The sequence below is a fragment of the Catellatospora vulcania genome (genome assembly GCF_009720385.1).
In the GTDB taxonomy this organism is placed as follows: Bacteria; Actinomycetota; Actinomycetes; order Mycobacteriales; family Micromonosporaceae; genus Catellatospora; species Catellatospora vulcania.
The window spans coordinates 56,690-73,097 of sequence record NZ_ML769310.1; the positions used below are offsets into that span (position 1 = coordinate 56,690).

The 16,408-nt window shown below is 72.1% G+C and carries 16 protein-coding genes and 1 riboswitch; of the genes, 9 read left to right on the forward strand and 7 right to left on the reverse strand.

The genetic code is table 11. From position 1 onward, the window contains the following. Nucleotides 1-178: 178 nt before the first annotated feature. On the reverse strand, nucleotides 179-406 hold the full coding sequence (locus F6W97_RS17960; RefSeq protein ID WP_155371510.1) for a hypothetical protein: 228 nt from the start codon (nucleotides 404-406) through the stop codon (nucleotides 179-181). Between the two features lie 195 nt (nucleotides 407-601). Between F6W97_RS17960 and F6W97_RS17965 the strand changes: the two genes are divergently transcribed. Both F6W97_RS17965 and F6W97_RS17970 read left to right on the forward strand, forming a co-directional pair. Continuing rightward, complete coding sequence (locus tag F6W97_RS17965; protein WP_155371511.1) at nucleotides 602-1,963, forward strand: transcriptional regulator; 1,362 nt, start codon at nucleotides 602-604, stop codon at nucleotides 1,961-1,963. A 4-nt stretch (nucleotides 1,964-1,967) separates the two neighbouring features. Further along, the gene (locus F6W97_RS17970) at nucleotides 1,968-2,438 is read left to right on the forward strand and encodes an NUDIX domain-containing protein (protein ID WP_155371512.1); all 471 of its coding nucleotides are present in this window, start codon (nucleotides 1,968-1,970) and stop codon (nucleotides 2,436-2,438) included. Nucleotides 2,439-2,443: 5 nt separating this feature from the next. On the opposite strand, the gene F6W97_RS17975 is transcribed toward F6W97_RS17970, so the two are convergent. After that, nucleotides 2,444-3,025 carry a dihydrofolate reductase family protein gene (locus F6W97_RS17975; RefSeq protein ID WP_155371513.1) on the reverse strand — a complete coding sequence of 194 codons (582 nt, stop codon included), beginning with the start codon at nucleotides 3,023-3,025 and terminating at the stop codon, nucleotides 2,444-2,446. Between the two features lie 152 nt (nucleotides 3,026-3,177). On the opposite strand from F6W97_RS17975, the gene F6W97_RS17980 reads away from it, so the two are divergent. After that, nucleotides 3,178-3,588 (forward strand): hypothetical protein, encoded by a 411-nt coding sequence (locus F6W97_RS17980; protein WP_155371514.1) that lies wholly within the window; start codon nucleotides 3,178-3,180, stop codon nucleotides 3,586-3,588. 37 nt (nucleotides 3,589-3,625) lie between these two features. On the opposite strand, the gene F6W97_RS17985 is transcribed toward F6W97_RS17980, so the two are convergent. Beyond that, nucleotides 3,626-4,477, reverse strand: a complete 852-nt coding sequence (locus F6W97_RS17985; RefSeq protein WP_155371515.1) for a helix-turn-helix transcriptional regulator — start codon at nucleotides 4,475-4,477, stop codon at nucleotides 3,626-3,628. Nucleotides 4,478-4,580: 103 nt separating this feature from the next. Here F6W97_RS17985 and F6W97_RS17990 point away from each other — a divergent pair, with 103 nt between their 5' ends. Further along, nucleotides 4,581-5,309: an SDR family oxidoreductase gene (locus F6W97_RS17990; RefSeq protein ID WP_155371516.1), complete on the forward strand. Its 729-nt coding sequence runs from the start codon at nucleotides 4,581-4,583 to the stop codon at nucleotides 5,307-5,309. Between the two features lie 16 nt (nucleotides 5,310-5,325). Here the strand turns inward: F6W97_RS17990 and F6W97_RS17995 are convergent, their stop codons facing one another. Further along, a complete protein-coding gene (locus F6W97_RS17995) occupies nucleotides 5,326-5,799 on the reverse strand; it encodes a molybdenum cofactor biosysynthesis protein (protein ID WP_155371517.1) in 474 nt (157 codons plus the stop codon). A gap of 143 nt (nucleotides 5,800-5,942) precedes the next feature. Between F6W97_RS17995 and F6W97_RS18000 the strand changes: the two genes are divergently transcribed. Further along, nucleotides 5,943-7,154, forward strand: coding sequence for a cysteine desulfurase-like protein (locus F6W97_RS18000; RefSeq protein WP_155371518.1), 1,212 nt, complete (start codon nucleotides 5,943-5,945; stop codon nucleotides 7,152-7,154). Nucleotides 7,155-7,167: 13 nt separating this feature from the next. Here the strand turns inward: F6W97_RS18000 and F6W97_RS18005 are convergent, their stop codons facing one another. Beyond that, nucleotides 7,168-7,551, reverse strand: a complete 384-nt coding sequence (locus F6W97_RS18005) for a winged helix-turn-helix transcriptional regulator (RefSeq protein WP_155371519.1) — start codon at nucleotides 7,549-7,551, stop codon at nucleotides 7,168-7,170. Between the two features lie 72 nt (nucleotides 7,552-7,623). Here F6W97_RS18005 and F6W97_RS18010 point away from each other — a divergent pair, with 72 nt between their 5' ends. The 3 genes from F6W97_RS18010 to gcvP all read left to right on the forward strand — a co-directional run bounded on the left by F6W97_RS18010 (nucleotide 7,624) and on the right by gcvP (nucleotide 12,699). Beyond that, entirely contained in the window at nucleotides 7,624-8,463 is an 840-nt protein-coding gene (locus tag F6W97_RS18010) for an SDR family NAD(P)-dependent oxidoreductase (RefSeq protein ID WP_155371520.1), read from the forward strand. A 58-nt stretch (nucleotides 8,464-8,521) separates the two neighbouring features. Next, a complete protein-coding gene (locus F6W97_RS18015) occupies nucleotides 8,522-9,499 on the forward strand; it encodes a zinc-binding dehydrogenase (RefSeq protein ID WP_155371521.1) in 978 nt (325 codons plus the stop codon). Between the two features lie 206 nt (nucleotides 9,500-9,705). After that, nucleotides 9,706-9,795, forward strand: a riboswitch (glycine riboswitch). Between the two features lie 99 nt (nucleotides 9,796-9,894). Beyond that, a complete protein-coding gene (gcvP, locus tag F6W97_RS18020; protein ID WP_155371522.1) occupies nucleotides 9,895-12,699 on the forward strand; it encodes an aminomethyl-transferring glycine dehydrogenase in 2,805 nt (934 codons plus the stop codon). A gap of 125 nt (nucleotides 12,700-12,824) precedes the next feature. Here gcvP and F6W97_RS18025 read toward each other — a convergent pair whose 3' ends face one another. Beyond that, nucleotides 12,825-13,022 carry a DUF5999 family protein gene (locus tag F6W97_RS18025; RefSeq protein WP_120321268.1) on the reverse strand — a complete coding sequence of 66 codons (198 nt, stop codon included), beginning with the start codon at nucleotides 13,020-13,022 and terminating at the stop codon, nucleotides 12,825-12,827. 172 nt (nucleotides 13,023-13,194) lie between these two features. Here F6W97_RS18025 and F6W97_RS18030 point away from each other — a divergent pair, with 172 nt between their 5' ends. Further along, nucleotides 13,195-14,403: a chorismate-binding protein gene (locus F6W97_RS18030; protein WP_407924586.1), complete on the forward strand. Its 1,209-nt coding sequence runs from the start codon at nucleotides 13,195-13,197 to the stop codon at nucleotides 14,401-14,403. Between the two features lie 161 nt (nucleotides 14,404-14,564). On the opposite strand, the gene F6W97_RS18035 is transcribed toward F6W97_RS18030, so the two are convergent. Next, the gene (locus tag F6W97_RS18035) at nucleotides 14,565-16,304 is read right to left on the reverse strand and encodes a substrate-binding and VWA domain-containing protein (protein ID WP_155371524.1); all 1,740 of its coding nucleotides are present in this window, start codon (nucleotides 16,302-16,304) and stop codon (nucleotides 14,565-14,567) included. Between the last annotated feature and the right edge of the window lie 104 nt (nucleotides 16,305-16,408).

Below are 16,408 nucleotides of genomic sequence, written 5' to 3' on the forward strand. Positions count from 1 at the left end.
TAGGGGGTGTCGGAGAGGCAGAGGGAGATGGCGCGGCCGGGGGTGCCAGCCGATCACGATGCGTGATCTGCACTTGTCGTGGGGGCGGTGGCGAGTGGGCCGGGCGCGTACGGACCGCGGGGTGCGAGCCATGAGCCGTACGCGCCCGCCCGCCTCTGCCTGAGCGGTAGAGGCAGTCTTATTCGGCTGCGTAGGGCCGGACGAGGTCGGGCTGTTCCGTCCACCAGTCGGCGTAATGCGCGATCAGATGGGCACCGCGCATTCGCAGGTCGCACGGGTGGACACGTCCGCACTGCCGACAGCAGCCGGTCGCCTCCCGGCGATGCAGGGTCAGCAAGTGTGTTCCGTAGGCCGCCTGCGCATCGGCGTACAGTGCGAACTCCCGTTCCGGGATCGCCTTGCTCATTCGGTCACCTCGACTCCGCCGTCATGTGCCAATGACACGCGTCCGGGTCCGCCCACGCCAGAGGTCGCCCCATGCGCGTACCGCTCGACGAAGGTGCCCTCTTGCGCAGGCTTGCGCGCGGCGATTCCGTGCCCGAGGAAGGCATAACATCGGTGCTGATGGTTACGTACTTCGACTTCGTAGGGGAGTCGGACGTTGTCCAAGCCGATCACCAACCATGAGCTGGACGTGCTGCTCGTTGACGCGGGATACGACCGCGCGCACGCCGCGTTCGCTCGTCAGGTCAACGCCCTTGGCCGCGACCGGCTCGGCTTGGACCTGCGCTACGACGGCGCTTCTGTCTACTGGTGGCTGAGAGGCCGCAACCCTGACCCGCAGGTACTGCCGCTGATCGCCGCCGTGCTGACCCGTCGGACCGGTCGCCGGGTCGATGCGCTCGACCTCGGCTTTGCCGGACCGGATGCACCGCTGGGCGTCGGTTACCCGGACGGCGTGGCCGAGGCGGTGGACGTCGCCACCCGGCTGTGGCGGTACACGGTGGTGAGGCGGTCGCTCGCACTGGCCATGTCGGTGACCGACGAGGCGTCCACCCGAGCCGGGTGGCGGTGGCTGTTCGACCCGGACGACAGGACGGTCGAGCGCAGTGGGGACGGACGGGTGACTGCCGCCGACATCGAGGTGCTGCGGACGATCCAGCGGCAGTTCTTCGACCTCGACCGGCGACACGGCGGCGGTTACGCACGTAGCTTCGTCGCCGAGTTCCTGCATCGGGAGGTCGCTCCTCTGCTGAACGGGAGCTATACCGATGCGGTCGGGCGCGAACTCTTCGCAGCGGCAGCCGAACTGACCGCACAGCTCGGCTTCATGGCATACGACGGCGGTGCGATGGGACTCGCTCAGCGTGCCTACGTGCAGGCGTTGCGGCTGTCGAAGGCGTCGGGAGATCGTGCGTTCGGTGCACATGTGCTCGCGAACATGTCGACCCAGGCGTTGTTCATGGGCAGGGCCGGGGAGGCGGTTCAGCTGAGCTCCGCAGCGATCGAGGCGGCCCGCGGGTCGGCACCTGGTGTCATTGCCCGCATCCAGACTGCGGCAGCGAGTGCGAGGGCCGGTACCGGCGATCGGACCGGTGCGTACCGCGCGCTGGGCGATGCTGAAGCGGCGATGGGACGCCAGCCTGACGGCGGGCCATCGTGGGCCACCTACTTCAGCGCGGCGCACCACGCCGGAACTGCCGTCCGCTGCTTCCGTGACCTGGGGCAACCGGCGCGGGCGCTGGGATATGCCGACGCCGCGCTGGTCATCAGCGCGGGAGGCGTCCGGACCGAGGCACTCCATACGGCCCTGCTGGCCACGGTTCACGCGGAGAACGGCGACCTCGAACAGGCGACGGCGTTCGGCCGGACAGCCGTGCACCTGGCAGAGCGCGTTCGCTCGAACCGTGTCGAGGACCGTATCCGGACATTGCTCGCGGCACTGGCACGTCACCGTGGCGACTCCCGAGCCGATGAGGTGATCGTCCACGGTCAGGCGATGCTCACTGCGGGCGTACCCTGATGCGGTGGCATGGGTCGAACCTGAGATCTGGTACCGGAATCTGCCGACCTTCTATGCCGCCGCCGGTGTTCTGATCACGGATGAGCGGGATCGGCTTCTGCTCGTCAAGCCGAACTACCGCGACCACTGGGCGTTCCCAGGCGGGATGATCGAGGAGGGCGAGCCGCCGCACGTCGCCGCCGCACGGGAACTCGCCGAGGAGACCGGGCTGAAGGTCGAGCTGGGTGAACTGCTTGTCGTCGACTGGGCGCCGCCGATGGGCCAGCGGCCGAGCGCGATCATGTATTTCCTCTTTGATGGCGGGTCCGTGAACAGCGACACCGCCTTCCGGATGGACGCTGAGGAGATCGACCGCGTTGGGTTCTTCCCGATCGCAGAATGTGCTGCGTTGCTGCCCGACCACAGTGCACGCCGGGCGGCAGCGGCCATGGCAGCGCGCTCGTCCGGCCGCACCGCGTATCTTCCCGCCGCCTGACCGGGCTAGATCACGTCATAGCCGAGCATCAGCACGCCGGTGCTGGTCGAGGTGTGGTCGACGAGGCGGAGCCGCTGCGGGCGGGCCATCTCGCGGAACAGCCGCTTGCCGGTGCCGAGCAGCAGCGGGTGCAGGAACAGCCGGTATCCGTCGACGAGCTCGGCGGCGATCAGCTCCTGCACGAGCACACCGCTGCCCAGCACGGCGAGCACGCCGTCGCCCTGCTCCTTCAGTTCGCGCACGGCGGTCGCCAGCTCGCCGTCGAGCACCCGCGCGTTCGGCCAGTCGAGGCTGGTCAGGGTGCGCGTCGCGACATGCTTCGGGGTCGCGTTGAGGTGTGCGGCCATCGGATTCTCATCCGGCTGCGTCGGCCAGAACGCGGCCATCTTCTCGTACGTCCGCCGCCCGAACAGGTACGCCGTCGTGTCCTTGAGGCCTTCACCCGCCGCCGACGCCTGGGCGGGGTCGAAGTACGGCGCGGACCAGCCGCCGTGCTCGAAGCCGCCGTCGCGGTCCTCGTCGGGTGACCCGAGGCCCTGCATGACCCCGTCCAGCGTCACGAACTCGATGACCATCAGCTTGCGCATGAACCTCTCCTGCCCTGCGGCGGCCGGCCCCATGCCGGCCCGTCACCCCCTATACGAACGAGCCGGCGCAGGATCGACAGCCGAACGGAAGGTGAACGAGCAGACGGATCCGATGTCGACCGATGTGGATGGACCGCCCTATGCTCCCCGGTATGAGGTCGAGAACCGCGGTTGCTGCCGTCGTCGCGGTCGTGGGAGTCGTGATCGCGGTCGGGGTCTTCCTGGCGACGCGCGACACCCCCGGCCAGGCGACACCGGAGGCGGCGGTCACCGAGTACGTGGCCGCACTCCAGGCCGGAGACCGAGACCGGATGCGCCTGCTCGTCCATCCGCGCAGCGACGCCGCGGCCGAGATCGACAGGAGGCTGGCCGAACTCGGCGGACCTGCGCTGGCCGTCACCCAGTCGACGATCGCCGACACGGAGTCCGACGCGACCAAGGCCGCGGACCTGTCCGGGACTCTCCACGGCGCGCCGTACCACACCACGATCTGGCTCCAGGACTGCGGCGGCCGCTGGTGCGTGACCATGGGCCCGTCCAAGGACGGCAATCCCAAACCGTGATCGCATGGCAGATTCCGGATCGACGGTCGGGCTGGATTCAGGCGAGATACTCCGAAGGCCACTGGGTGCCGACGACGCCGAGCAGCTTCAGCGCCTCGGCGGACGGGCTGCCTGGGGCGGCTGTGTAGACGATGAGGCGCTGCCCGTGCCCGGCGACGTCCAGCACCTCGCACTCCAGGGTCAGCTCGCCCACCACGGGGTGGCGGACCCGCTTGGTGGTGGAGCCGCGCCGCACGTAGACCCGCAGCTGTTCCCACCGCCGGACGAACTCGGGGCTGGCGGCGCGCAGCCGGGCGATCAGCCCCTGGATGCCCGGATCCTTCGGGTACTGGGCGGCTGCCGCGCGCAGCTCGGCGACGCACTCGTCGGCGAAGGCGGACGACTGCGGGTCGGCCAGCGCGATGGCGCTCAGCTCACTGCCGAACATGTTCCACACCATGTTGCGGCGGCCGGGCGGCCAGGTCGTGGGGTCGCCGAGCAGGGCGGCGGCCATCGGGTTCCAGGCCAGGATCTCGAATTTGACGTCGATGACGTACGCGGGCGTGTCGTCGAGCCGGTCCAGCAGGTGCAGGATGCCCGCGGGCACGTGCGGGCTCGGCCCGGTCGGCGGGGCGGGCAGCTCGCCGACCAGGTGGTACAGGTGGGCACGCTCGTCGTCGGACAGTCGCAGCGCGCGGGCCAGCGCGGACAGCACCTGCCGCGACGGGTGCGGCCCGCGTGCCTGCTCCAGCCGCGTGTAGTAGTCGACCGAGATGCCGGCCAGCCGGGCCGCCTCCTCACGGCGCAGGCCGGGGGTGCGCCGCCGGGTCCCGGTGGGCAGCCCCACGTCGCCGGGCTGCACGCGGGCGCGTCGGCTCCGCAGGAACTCGGCGAGCTGGCGGCGATCCATGCCGCCATCATGCGCCGGGCGTCCGGAACCCATCCAGGGACCGCCGATCCCTGGATACGCCGTGCTCTCCCCACGGCCTCGGGAACGCCGCAGGCTCGGCACCATGAGCGAACCGAAGATCGCCCTCGTGACGGGGGCCAACAAGGGAATCGGGTACGAGATCGCCCGCGGGCTCGGCCTGGCCGGGGTGACGGTGCTGGTGGGAGCACGTGATGCGCAGCGCGGCACGGTCGCGGCCGAGAAGCTGGCCGCGGAGGGGATCACCGCGACGGTGCTGGAGCTGGACGTGACGGATCCGGTGTCGGTGTCGGCCGCCGCGGCCCGGATCGAGCTGGCGCACGGCCGGCTGGACATCCTGGTCAACAACGCGGGCATCCTGCTCGAACGCGGCCAGCGGCCGAGCACGATGCCGGTGGAGCTGCTGGCGCGGACCTTCGCCGTCAACGTGTTCGCCGTGGTGCGGGTGACCAACGCGGTGCTGCCGCTGCTGCGGCGCGCCCCGGCGGGGCGGATCGTCAACCTGTCCAGCGGGCTGGGCTCACTGGCGCTGACCAGCGACCCGGACGGCCCGTACGCGCCGTTCCCGCTGCTGGCGTACAACGCGTCGAAGAGCGCGCTGAACTCGGTCACCGTCTCCTACGCCAACGAGCTGCGGGGCACGGCGGTCAAGGTGAACGCGGCCGATCCCGGCTACTGCGCCACCGACCTCAACGGGCACGCCGGGCCGCGTACGCCGGGGCAGGGCGCGGCCGTCGCGGTGCGGCTGGCGACCCTGCCCGAGGACGGTCCGACGGCGGGTTTCTTCAGCGAGGTCGGCCCCGAACCCTGGTGAGCGCCCGGTCCGGCGGTCAGGCCGCGATCGAGAACGCGACCGGGCCGACGCGCAGGATCCCGTCGTCGAGCGGGGTGCAGCGGATGCCGCCCCGGCCGCGCAGGGCCCGCCACGCGCCGGGGGCGATGGTCACGTCCATCCAGGCGCAGGGATTGGCGGGCCGGTTGACGCGCAGGCGCACCGGCCCGTCGCCGGAGTCGAGCACCAGCACCGAGCCGACCAGGTCGTCGACGGGGATGCCGCTGGTGAGGATGTTGCGCCGGACGTGGCTCAGGTCCGCGCCGGACGGCAGCGACTCCTGCGCGATCACGGTCACGCTCGCGTCGCGGTGCGCCTGCCTGCCGAAATACCGGTCACCGACGATGCCCAGCTGCGCCCGGACCCGCACCTGCTCGACAAGCTCACCCTCCGGCGCGGGCGACGGCCCGTCGGCGGGCCGCCCCTGGAACCGGCGCACCGGCGAGGCGAGCAACTGCACGATCTCGGGCACGCCCTCATCCTACGAACCCCGCGTGCGGGGCTGCGGTTTCGGGGAAAGCGCAGCAATCGGGCCGCCGGTTCGTGCACTTCCCCCGAAAGTGCAGGGCCATCCGGATCATGACGCGGGCGGGTGGGGAAGTTAGGGTGGCGGCCATGGCGTTCGACATCGCGCGGGCTCGCGCTGCATACCCGGCGTTGGGTGAGGGTTTTCGGCACTTCGACGCGGCGGCGGGGTCGCTGGTCGCGGAGCCGGTGGCGCGGGCGGTCGACGCGGTGTACCGCGGTGCGGTCGCCAACCGCAGCGAGGCGTTCGCGCCCGGTCGGCGCGCGATCGGCATCGTCGCCGACGCCCGGCGCGCGGTCGCCGACCTGCTCGGCGCGGACCCGGCCGGGGTGGTGTTCGGCAACAGCGCGACGTCGCTGGTGTACCTGGTCGCGCGCACGCTCGGGCAGTCGTGGGGCCCGGACGACGAGGTGGTCGTGTCGCGGCTGGACCACGACGCCAACGTGCGGCCGTGGGTGCAGGTCGCCGAGGAGCGCGGCGCGACGGTCGTCTGGGCCGAGTTCGACCCGGCCACCGGGCAGCTGCCGACCCTCCAGTACCGGGATCTGATCACCGACCGGACCCGGCTGGTCGCGGTGACCGCGGCCAGCAACGCGATCGGCACCCGGCCCGACGTGGCGGCCATCGCCGCGCTCGCGCACGCCGCCGGGGCTCTGGTGTTCGTCGACGGCGTGCACGCGACGCCGCACCAGCCGACCGACGTCGTCGCGCTGGGCGCGGACTTCTACGTGACCAGCGCGTACAAGTGGTCCGGGCCGCACCTGGCCGCCTGCGTCGCGGACCCGGAGACGTGGGCGTGGATGTTCCCGCCGAAGCTGCGCCCGTCCAGTGACGCGGTGCCGGAGCGGTTCGAGTTCGGCACGCCGAGCTTCGCCTCGCTGGCCGGGGTCACCGCCGCCGTGGACCACCTGGCCGACCTGGACGCGGCCGCGACCGGCACCCGGCGCGAGCGCCTGCTGACGTCCCTGGCCGCGGTACGCGACTACGAGGCGGACCTGTTCGCCCGGCTCGTCGACGGGCTCGCCGCGATCGACGGGGTGCGGCTGTGCCCGGCCCCGGCCGACCGCTGCCCGACCGTGTCGTTCCGGATCGGCGGGCAGCCCCCGGCCGAGACCTCAAAGCTGCTCGGCGACGCCGGGGTCTGCGCGTTCGCCGGTGACTACTACGCGTGGGAGTACTTCACCGCGACGGGCCTGCGCGAGACGGGCGGCGCGGTGCGGGCGGGCATCTACCACTACACGACGACCGAGGACGTGGACGTGCTGCTGGACGCGGTGCGCGCGCTGGCGAAGCAGGTCTAGGCGGGCGGCAGGTTCAGGCGGGCGCCCCGGCGTCGTGCCGGGCGCGGGCGCGGTGGATGTCGTGCCGGTGCGCGTGCGCCCACTCGCCGACGGCGACGACGAGCGGCAGCAGTGAACGCCCCAGCTCGCTGAGCGTGTACTCGGCGCGCGCTCCGGCGGCCTGTGGTGCGGTGCGGTCGATCAGGCCGTCGCGTGCCAGCTCCCGCAGGGTGAGGGCGAGGATGCGGCGGCTGAGTTCGGGCACGGTCCGGTCCAGCTCGTTGAAGCCGTACGGCCGCTCCGCCAGCAGCGCCATGACCAGCAGGCTCCACTTGTCGCCGACGCGCCGCAGCACGTCGGTCGCCGCGCAGTCGAGCCGGTCCTGCGCCGTCACCGGCGTCGCGAGCAGGGGTGACATCAATGTGCCTTCTTTCGGTGACGGTCGCCTCCGGCAGACGATCGAGCGTATCCGCACCCGGGAGGGAGAACCGTGCGCACGCTGGTCATCACCGGTGGCACCCAGGGCATCGGCCGGGGGCTCGCCCTGCATCACCTGTCCGCGGGCGACCGGGTCGTCGCCGTCGGATCGAGCCAGGCCAAGGGCGCGAGCCTGCGGGCGGAGGCGCAGCGGCTGGGGGCGGCCGACCGGTTCACGTTCCGGCAGGCCGACCTGAGCTCCGCGGCCGCCACAGCCGACCTCGCCGCCGCCTTGCGGCAGGAGTACCCGCAGCTCGACGCGCTGGTGCTCGGCGCGTTCCGGTTCGAGCAGCGGCGGCGGGAGACCGCCGAGGGGCTGGAGCGGACCTTCGCGCTGTACGTGCTGAGCCGGTTCCTGCTCGCCGAAGGGCTGCGTCCGGCGCTGGAGCGGGCGCTGCGGCCGGTCGTGGTGAACCTGTGCGGCACCGGCGGCATCCGGGCCGGGCGGCTGCACTGGGACGACCTGCAACTGACGCGGCGCTACCGGCCGTTCGACGCCACGATGCAGGGGGCCCGCGCGAACGACCTGCTCGGGGCCGCGTTCGCCGCCGAGCAGCCGGGCAGCGCGGTCAGGTATGTGCTGTACAACCCGCTGTTCGTGGACACCGGCCTGGCCGACGGGATGCGGCAGCCGGCCCGCGCCGCGGTCAAGGCGGCGGCCAGGCTGTTCGCCACGCCGGTGGCGCGGGCGGTGCCGCCGATCGTCGCGCTGCTCGACGAGCCGCCGCCGGAGCCGCTGTCCGCCTGGCGGGTACGCCGCCGGGTCGACGTCACGGGTCCGGCTTTCGACCCGGGCGAGGCGCGCCGCCTGACCGAGGTGCTGCGCCGCCTCGCGGCCGCCCCGCGCTCTTGACTTCAACCGTGCTTGAGCTCCTAGCGTCGTGGGCATCCGACGCACACCAGGAGCGATCATGCACGCCATCCGGCAGTACGAGTTCGGCCCCGCCGAGAACCTGCGCTACGAGGAGGTCCCCGACCCGATCCCCGGCGAGGGGCAGGTGCTGATCGAGGTCGAGGCGGCCGGGGTGCACCTCATCGACACCACGATCCGCTCCGGCGTCCCCGGGCCGTTCCCGCCGCCGCAGCTGCCGATGACGCCGGGCCGGGAGGTCGCCGGCCGGGTGGGCGCGACCGGACCGGGCGTCGACCCGGCCTGGCAGGGCCGGCGCGTGGTCGCGCACCTGGGCATGACCAGCGGTGGGTACGCCTCGCGCGCGGTCGCCGCCGTCGCCTCCCTGCACGAGATCCCGGCGCAGCTGACCGCCCCGGCAGCCGTGGCCATGATCGGGACAGGCCGGACCGCGGTCGGGGTGCTGCGCCTGGCGCAGCTGCGCGAGGGCGACGCGGTGCTGGTCACCGGCGCGGCCGGGGGCCTGGGCACGCTGTTCGTGCAGGCGGCCCAGCGGGCCGGGGCGCTGGTCGTCGGCGCGGCGGGCGGCCCGGACAAGGTGGCCCTGGTGCAGCGCAACGGGGCCGACATCGCCGTCGACTACCGCGAACCCGGCTGGGCCGAGAAGGTACGCGCCGAGCTGGGCGAACGCGACCTGACCGTGGTGCTGGACGGCGTCGGCGGCGCGGCGGGCCGGGCGGCCCTGGAACTGCTCGCCCCGCTCGGCCGCTTCCTGATCTTCGGCGGCTCCGCGGGAACGCCCACTCAGATCACCACGCAGGACCTGTACGCCCGGGGCATCGTCGCCTCCTCGGCGATCGGCCCCGCGATGATGAAGGTCGCCGGCGGCCTGCGCCCCCTGGAGGAGCAGGCTCTGCGCGACGCCGCCGAGGGCTGGTCCACCCCGGCGATCACCACGTTCCCGCTCGCCGACGCCGCCCGCGCGCACACCGCCCTGGAAACCCGCGCCACCGTCGGCAAGGTCGTCCTGATCCCCTGACATGGCGCCCGATTCGTCCTGTCCCGCCCCGCCGTCGGTCCTTGATCATCCGACTTGCCAGGCACGTGTGCGAATGGGTTCGCAAGATACGCACAGGTGCCAGGCAAGTCGGGCGATCATGCGGCGCTCGCGCGTGACCTGTCGGAGGGTTAGTGGCGTGGGTTACGGTGCCGAAACACACGTGCTGGTAGCGTGGGCGGTGCCGGCACACCCGTGTGGGAGAGTCCGCGTAAAAGCGGCGCCGAAGGGGCAATTCCTCCCCGGAACCTCTCAGGCACCCGGACCTCACGGGCATGGCGACTCTGGAGCGGCGCGACCGCCGTGGCGAGGCTTGCGAGCGTCGTCCGTGACAGAGGGGGAGGACTTCCATAGTCCTCGACCCCGGAGTCTTGAGAATGAGCGCCTTCGTAGACCGTCACATCGGTCCCGGTTCTGACCAGACCGAGCGCATGCTCAACGCCATCGGCTACTCCTCGATCGAGGAGCTGATGGACGCCGCCATCCCCGAGGTGATCCGCTGGCACGGCGCGCTGGACCTGCCCGCCGCCGCCACCGAGGCGGAGACCATCGCCGAGCTGCGCGCCTTCGCCGCCCGCAACACCGTGGCCACCTCCATGATCGGCCTGGGCTACTACGGCACCCACGTCCCCGGCGTGATCAAGCGCAACGTGCTGGAGAGCCCCGCGTGGTACACGGCCTACACGCCGTACCAGCCGGAGATCAGCCAGGGCCGGCTGGAGGCCCTGCTCAACTTCCAGACCGTGGTCACCGACCTGACCGGCCTGGCCACCGCGAACGCCTCCATGCTCGACGAGGGCACCGCCGCCGCCGAGGCGATGACGCTGGCCCGCCGCTCGGCCAAGAGCAAGAGCAACCTGTTCGTCGTGGACGCGGACACGCTGCCGCAGACCATCGACGTGATCACCACCCGGGCCGAGCCGCTCGGCATCGAGGTCCGGGTCGTCGACCTGGACACCGAGGAGCTGCCGGCGGAGTTCTTCGGCCTGCAGCTGCAGTACCCGGGCGCCTCCGGCGCGCTGCGCGACCACGCCGCCCTGGTCGAGGCCGCGCACGCCCGCCAGGCCCTGGTCTCGGTGGCCGCCGACCTGCTGGCGCTGACCCTGGTCCGTGCCCCGGGCAGCATCGGCGTCGACATCGCCTGCGGCAGCGCCCAGCGTTTCGGCGTGCCGATGGGCTTCGGCGGCCCGCACGCCGGCTACCTGGCCGTACGCGCCGGCCTGGAGCGCTCGCTGCCCGGCCGCCTGGTGGGCGTCTCCAAGGACGCCGACGGCACCCGCGCCTACCGGCTGGCCCTGCAGACCCGCGAGCAGCACATCCGCCGCGAGAAGGCGACCAGCAACATCTGCACCGCGCAGGTGCTGCTCGCCGTCATGGCCAGCATGTACGCCGTCTACCACGGCCCGGACGGGCTCAAGGGCATCGCCCGCCATGCCCACGACAGCGCCACCCGGCTGGCGGTCAGCCTGCTCACCGGGGGAGTGGAGATCGCGCACACGGCGTTCTTCGACACGGTCACCGCGATCGTGCCGGGCCGCGCGCGGGACGTGGTCGCCGCCGCCGAGCGCGACGGGATCAACCTGCGCCTGGTCGACGCCGACCGGGTGAGCGTGTCGTGCGACGAGACCACCACGGTCGCGCACCTCAAGGCGGTCTGCGCCGCGTTCGGCGTGGAGCCGGCCGAGCCGCGCCAGGCCACCGCGATCCCGGCGCACCTGGCCCGCGACACCGAGTTCCTGACCCACGAGGTGTTCTCCAGCCACCACAGCGAGACGGCCATGCTGCGCTACCTGCGCCGCCTGTCGGACCTGGACTACGCGCTGGACCGGGGCATGATCCCGCTGGGCTCGTGCACCATGAAGCTCAACGCCACCACCGAGATGGAGGCGGTGACCTGGCCCGAGTTCGGGCAGCTGCACCCGTTCGCGCCGCAGCACCAGACCGCGGGCTACCGGGACCTGATCGGGCAGCTGGAGACCTGGCTGGCCGAGCTGACCGGCTACGACGCGGTCAGCGTGCAGCCGAACGCCGGTTCGCAGGGCGAGCTGGCCGGCCTGCTGGCGATCCGGGCGTTCCACCGGGCCAACGGCGAGGCGCACCGCGACGTGTGCCTGATCCCGTCGAGCGCGCACGGCACCAACGCGGCCAGCGCCGTGATGGCGGGCATGCGCGTGGTCGTGGTGGCCTGCGACGACTCCGGCAACGTGGACCTGGTCGACCTGGACCGGGCGATCGACAAGCACCGCGACGACCTCGCCGCGATCATGGTCACCTACCCGTCGACGCACGGGGTTTACGAGACCGGCATCGCCTCGCTGTGCGCCAAGGTGCACGAGGCCGGCGGCCAGGTGTACGTCGACGGCGCGAACCTCAACGCGCTGGTCGGCTTCGCCAAGCCGGGCAAGTTCGGGGCTGACGTGTCGCACCTGAACCTGCACAAGACGTTCTGCATCCCGCACGGCGGCGGCGGCCCCGGCGTCGGCCCGGTGGCGGTGCGCGCGCACCTGGCCCCGTTCCTGCCGGGTTCGAACGACGTGTCGGCCATCAGCGCGGCCCCGCACGGCAGCGCCGGCATCCTGCCCATCCCGTGGGCGTACCTGCGCATGATGGGCCCGGACGGCCTGGCGGCCGCGACCGGCACCGCGGTGCTGGCGGCCAACTACGTCGCGGCCCGGCTGCGCGAGCACTACCCGGTGCTCTACAGCGGCAACAAGGGCCTGGTGGCCCACGAGTGCATCCTCGACCTGCGGCCGATCACCAAGGCCACCGGCGTGACCGTGGACGACGTGGCCAAGCGCCTGATCGACTACGGCTTCCACGCGCCGACGATGTCGTTCCCGGTCGCCGGCACGCTGATGGTGGAGCCGACCGAGAGCGAGGACCTGGGCGAGCTGGACCGCTTCGTGAGCGCGATGATCTCGATCCGCCGCGAGATCGACAAGGTGGGCGCGGGGGAGTGGCCGGCCGGGGACAACCCGCTGGTCAACGCGCCGCACACGGCGTCGATGGTGACCGGGGACTCCTGGGAGCACGCGTACCCGCGATCGGTCGCGGCGTACCCGGGGCTGGCGAGCGCGTCCGAGCGCGCCGGCAAGTACTGGCCGCCGGTCCGGCGCATCGACGGCGCGTTCGGTGACCGGAACCTGGTGTGCTCGTGCCCGCCGCCGGAGGCGTTCGCCTGAGGCTGCTGCCGCCGGCCCGGGGAGGCGTCTGCGTGACGCGGGCTTCGGGCCGGCTCGGCGGGTGTGACAATGAGGGAACTGATCTTCGGGGCGCTGCGTCGCGCCGCGGGTTCTCGTGGCTAGGGTCAGGCCATGGCGTGCACTGCGGGACCGCGGTGCGGGGCGATGCTCGACCCGTCGGGGAGCAGCTCGCCGGTGTCCTCGAAGACGATGACGCCGTTGCAGAGCAGGCTCCAGCCCTGCTCAGGGAAGGACGCGACGACCTTGGCGGCGTCGTGGTCGATCGCGTCGGCTGAGGGGCAGACCGGTTGGTGCTGGCACAACATCGGGGTTCTCCGCGATTCGGTTAGGGGTGGTGGCGTTGGACGCTCGATCTGAGATCCGCCGCCGGTGTGCTGTCGATCACAACAGTGACGCACGCTACCAAGCCGAACGAGTCTTTTACGAGCAGGTAACGCAGGGCCTTTCTAGATATCAACCTTTCGGACGAGCGGAATGAAGCCAGTCGGTCTAGCCCCCACCCACGGGATGGCCAGGGATATTCCAGGCATTCCGGCGACCTGCCGTGACCAGGCGTGGGAACGCTCCCGGCTGGAGTGGCGTGTGGGCGATCCGGGCGATCCGGCCACGCTGGTGGAGAACTTCCTGGCCCGGCACGGGCTGCCGGTACGTGACCTGTCCGGGCCGTCCCTGGCGGGACTGGCCCATGAGGTCTGCGGAGCCTCGCTGTTCGTGTCCGCGGCCGGCGGAGCCGCCATGATCGGCGGCCGCCTCGGGGCGCCCAGCCCCGCGCCGGCCGTGCCGGACGTGGTCGTCGTGGTCTACGAACACACGGCAACCGTACGCCTCCAGGAGCCCCCAAGTGGCGGGCTCGCCCGAACCTCGGGCGCGTGGCGGCTCGGCCCGTGGCGGCCCTCCTGGAGCCCTTCATGCCATGCCGAGGCGGTGCGGTCGGTCCGCGAGGCGATCGCCCGAGGTGATGTTTACCAGGTCAACATGGTCGGCCATGCGAGCGCGGCCTACCACGGCGACCCGCTGCCCGCGCTACGCCGGGTGACCCGGCTGCCCGGCGCGCGGTACGCCGGGATCCTGCAGGGCGACGGCTGGGCGATCGGCTGCGCCTCCCCGGAGACCCTGCTGGAGGTGCGCGGCGGGCACGCTGTCACCCGGCCCATCAAGGGCACCACGCCGGCGACCGAAGCCGGCCGGGCGGACCTGCTCTCCTCGCCCAAGGAGCGCGCCGAGCACATCATGATCGTCGACCTGCAGCGCAACGACCTGTCCCACGTCGCGGTCACCGGCACGGTGCGGGTGCCCGAGCTGTTCGCGGTACGCCGCTGGGCCGACCTGTGGCAGGCCGAGTCGGAGGTGACCGCGCTGCTGCGTCCCGGCACCGGCCTGGCGGAGCTGCTGCGGGCGATCTGCCCCGGCGGCTCGGTCACCGGCGCGCCCAAGCTCGCCGCGCTGCGCGAGATCGCCGCCCTGGAGCCCGTAGGCCGCGGCGCCAGCATGGGCGCGCTGGGCTGGATCGGCCCCGACGGCATCGACCTCGGCCTGACCATCCGCACGGTCGTCGCCGACGGCCAGGACCTGCACGTCTGGGCGGGCGGCGGCATCACCATCGACTCCGACCCCGCCGCCGAGGTCGCCGAAGCCGCCGCCAAGGCCGCCCCCGTCCGCGCCGCCCTCCACGGCCTGATCTGACACCCCCGGCCGCGCCGGGCCCCGCCGCGCCGGGCCGCGCCGACCGACCCGCGGCCCGGCACCCCGGTCCGCAACTCTTAAAGACTCGCGGCCTCAGGACAGTCCTGAGGCCGCGAGTCTTTAAGAGTTGCGCTAGAGGGGGCGGCGGGGCCGCCGGGTGGTTACTGGTAGTCGAAGATGGCGGCGCGGAGGACGTTGCCGATGTCGTACGAGCGCTCGGAGCTGTAGGTGCTGACGCCGGTGGCGGCGGAGATCTTGGCGAGGGCGTCGCTGTTGGACGGCTTGCCCAGGGCGATGGTGACCACCTTGACGGGCCGCTCCTTGTCGGCGCCCTTGATCTTCTCGACGAGCTGATCGAGCTTGAGGCCCTGCAGCTGGTCGTCGTCAGCGCCGTCGGACAGCAGCACGATCATGTTGGTCGCGCCGGGCACGTAGTTCTTCTGCATGGTCTGGTACGCCGCCCACACCGTGTCGTACATGCCGGTGTTGCCGCCCGGCTCCAGGCCCTTGAGCTTGGTGGTGAGCTGGTCGCGGCGCGGCTTGCCGCCGACCTCCTCGGTCAGCTTGCCCAGCGGCACGACCTCGCGGTACGCCTTGTTGCCGGACTGCTTGGAGGAGAAGCTCCACAGGCCGACCTGGGCGTCGTCGCCGAACATGTCGACGGCCTCCTGCGCGCCCTGCTTGGTCAGGTCGAGCTTGGTCTGGCCGCCGGTGCCCCGCACCACGCCGCCCATGGAACCCGACACGTCGAGCACCAGCAGCATGTTGGTGGAGCGGGTGAGCGCGGTCCAGGTCTCCTTGGTCTTGGTGATCGACTCGGTGAGCAGCACGCCGCCGGGGAGCGCGGTGAGCTTGCTGAGCACGCCGTTGGCGGTGGACAGCTGCGGACCGGGCTGGCGGTTGGAGTCGCGGTAGCCCTGCTTCTGCACCTCGCCGCGGGCGGCGTCGCCGCGCAGGTAGCCCAGGAAGGCCTCAGCCGCACCGACCCGCTGCGGGTTGGTCCAGGAGGCGTTCTTCAGCACCAGGTACGGGTTGTCGGCCTCGGTGGTGGCGTTCTGCGGGTAGACGGCCACCAGCGGCAGGTCGGGGTGGTCGGTGTTGTGCCGCACCACGTCCTGCTCCAGCGCCGGGAACGCGTTGACCGTCTTGCCGCCGCCGCTGACGTACTCGGCGAGCAGCTCCTCGGTGCTGTTCTTGTAGACCGCCATGCGCTGCTCCAGCGCGAACACGCGGCTCAGCTCGGTCGGGTCGACCTCGGTGTTGTCGTCGGCGTCGATGATCGCCGACAGCGCCAGCAGACCGGCGGTGGAGGTCTCCGGGTTGCTCATGCCGATCTTGACGGAGCCGTCCTGCGCGAGTTTGTCGAGCAGGTCCTTCCAGTCGAGCTTCGCGTCGGGCCAGCCGAGCTTCTCGGCGGCGGCCTTCGGCATGGCGATGACCACCGGCGTACGCGCCACGCTGGGCAGCAGGTCCGGCAGGAGCTGGTCGGCGGTCTCGCTGCCGGCGGCCGCGGCCTTGACCCAGGCGCTCGACGGCGGGACCCACACGTCGGGTGCCGGGCCGGAGACGGCCGGGTCCCATTCGCGGGCCAGCGCCCGTACGGTCGCCGCGGTGTCCTGCTCGCCGATCGTCACCGAGGCGCAGACGCCGTCGATGGACGGGTTGGTCTCGGCCCACTTGCCGGCCAGCGAGCGCAGCAGGCCGGCGGTGCCCGGAGCGGCCACGACGGTGGCCTGGGTGCTGCCGCTGCACGAGTCCTTGATGACGTACACATAGCCGATGGTCGCACCGGAACCGATCAGCACGAGCGCCGTCGGGATGACGATCCACGGTGCGATGCTGCGGCGACGGCCACCACCGCGCCGGTGCGATCGGACCGTGGAGTTACGGCCGTTCGGCATCGGGGCCTCCGCTTTCGAGGGGTGTCGAGGGGGGGTGAAAGGGGGGTGTCACGCACCACAACTCGTGGCGGACCGGCACAGTCTAGGACCTTGTCAAGCCAGGT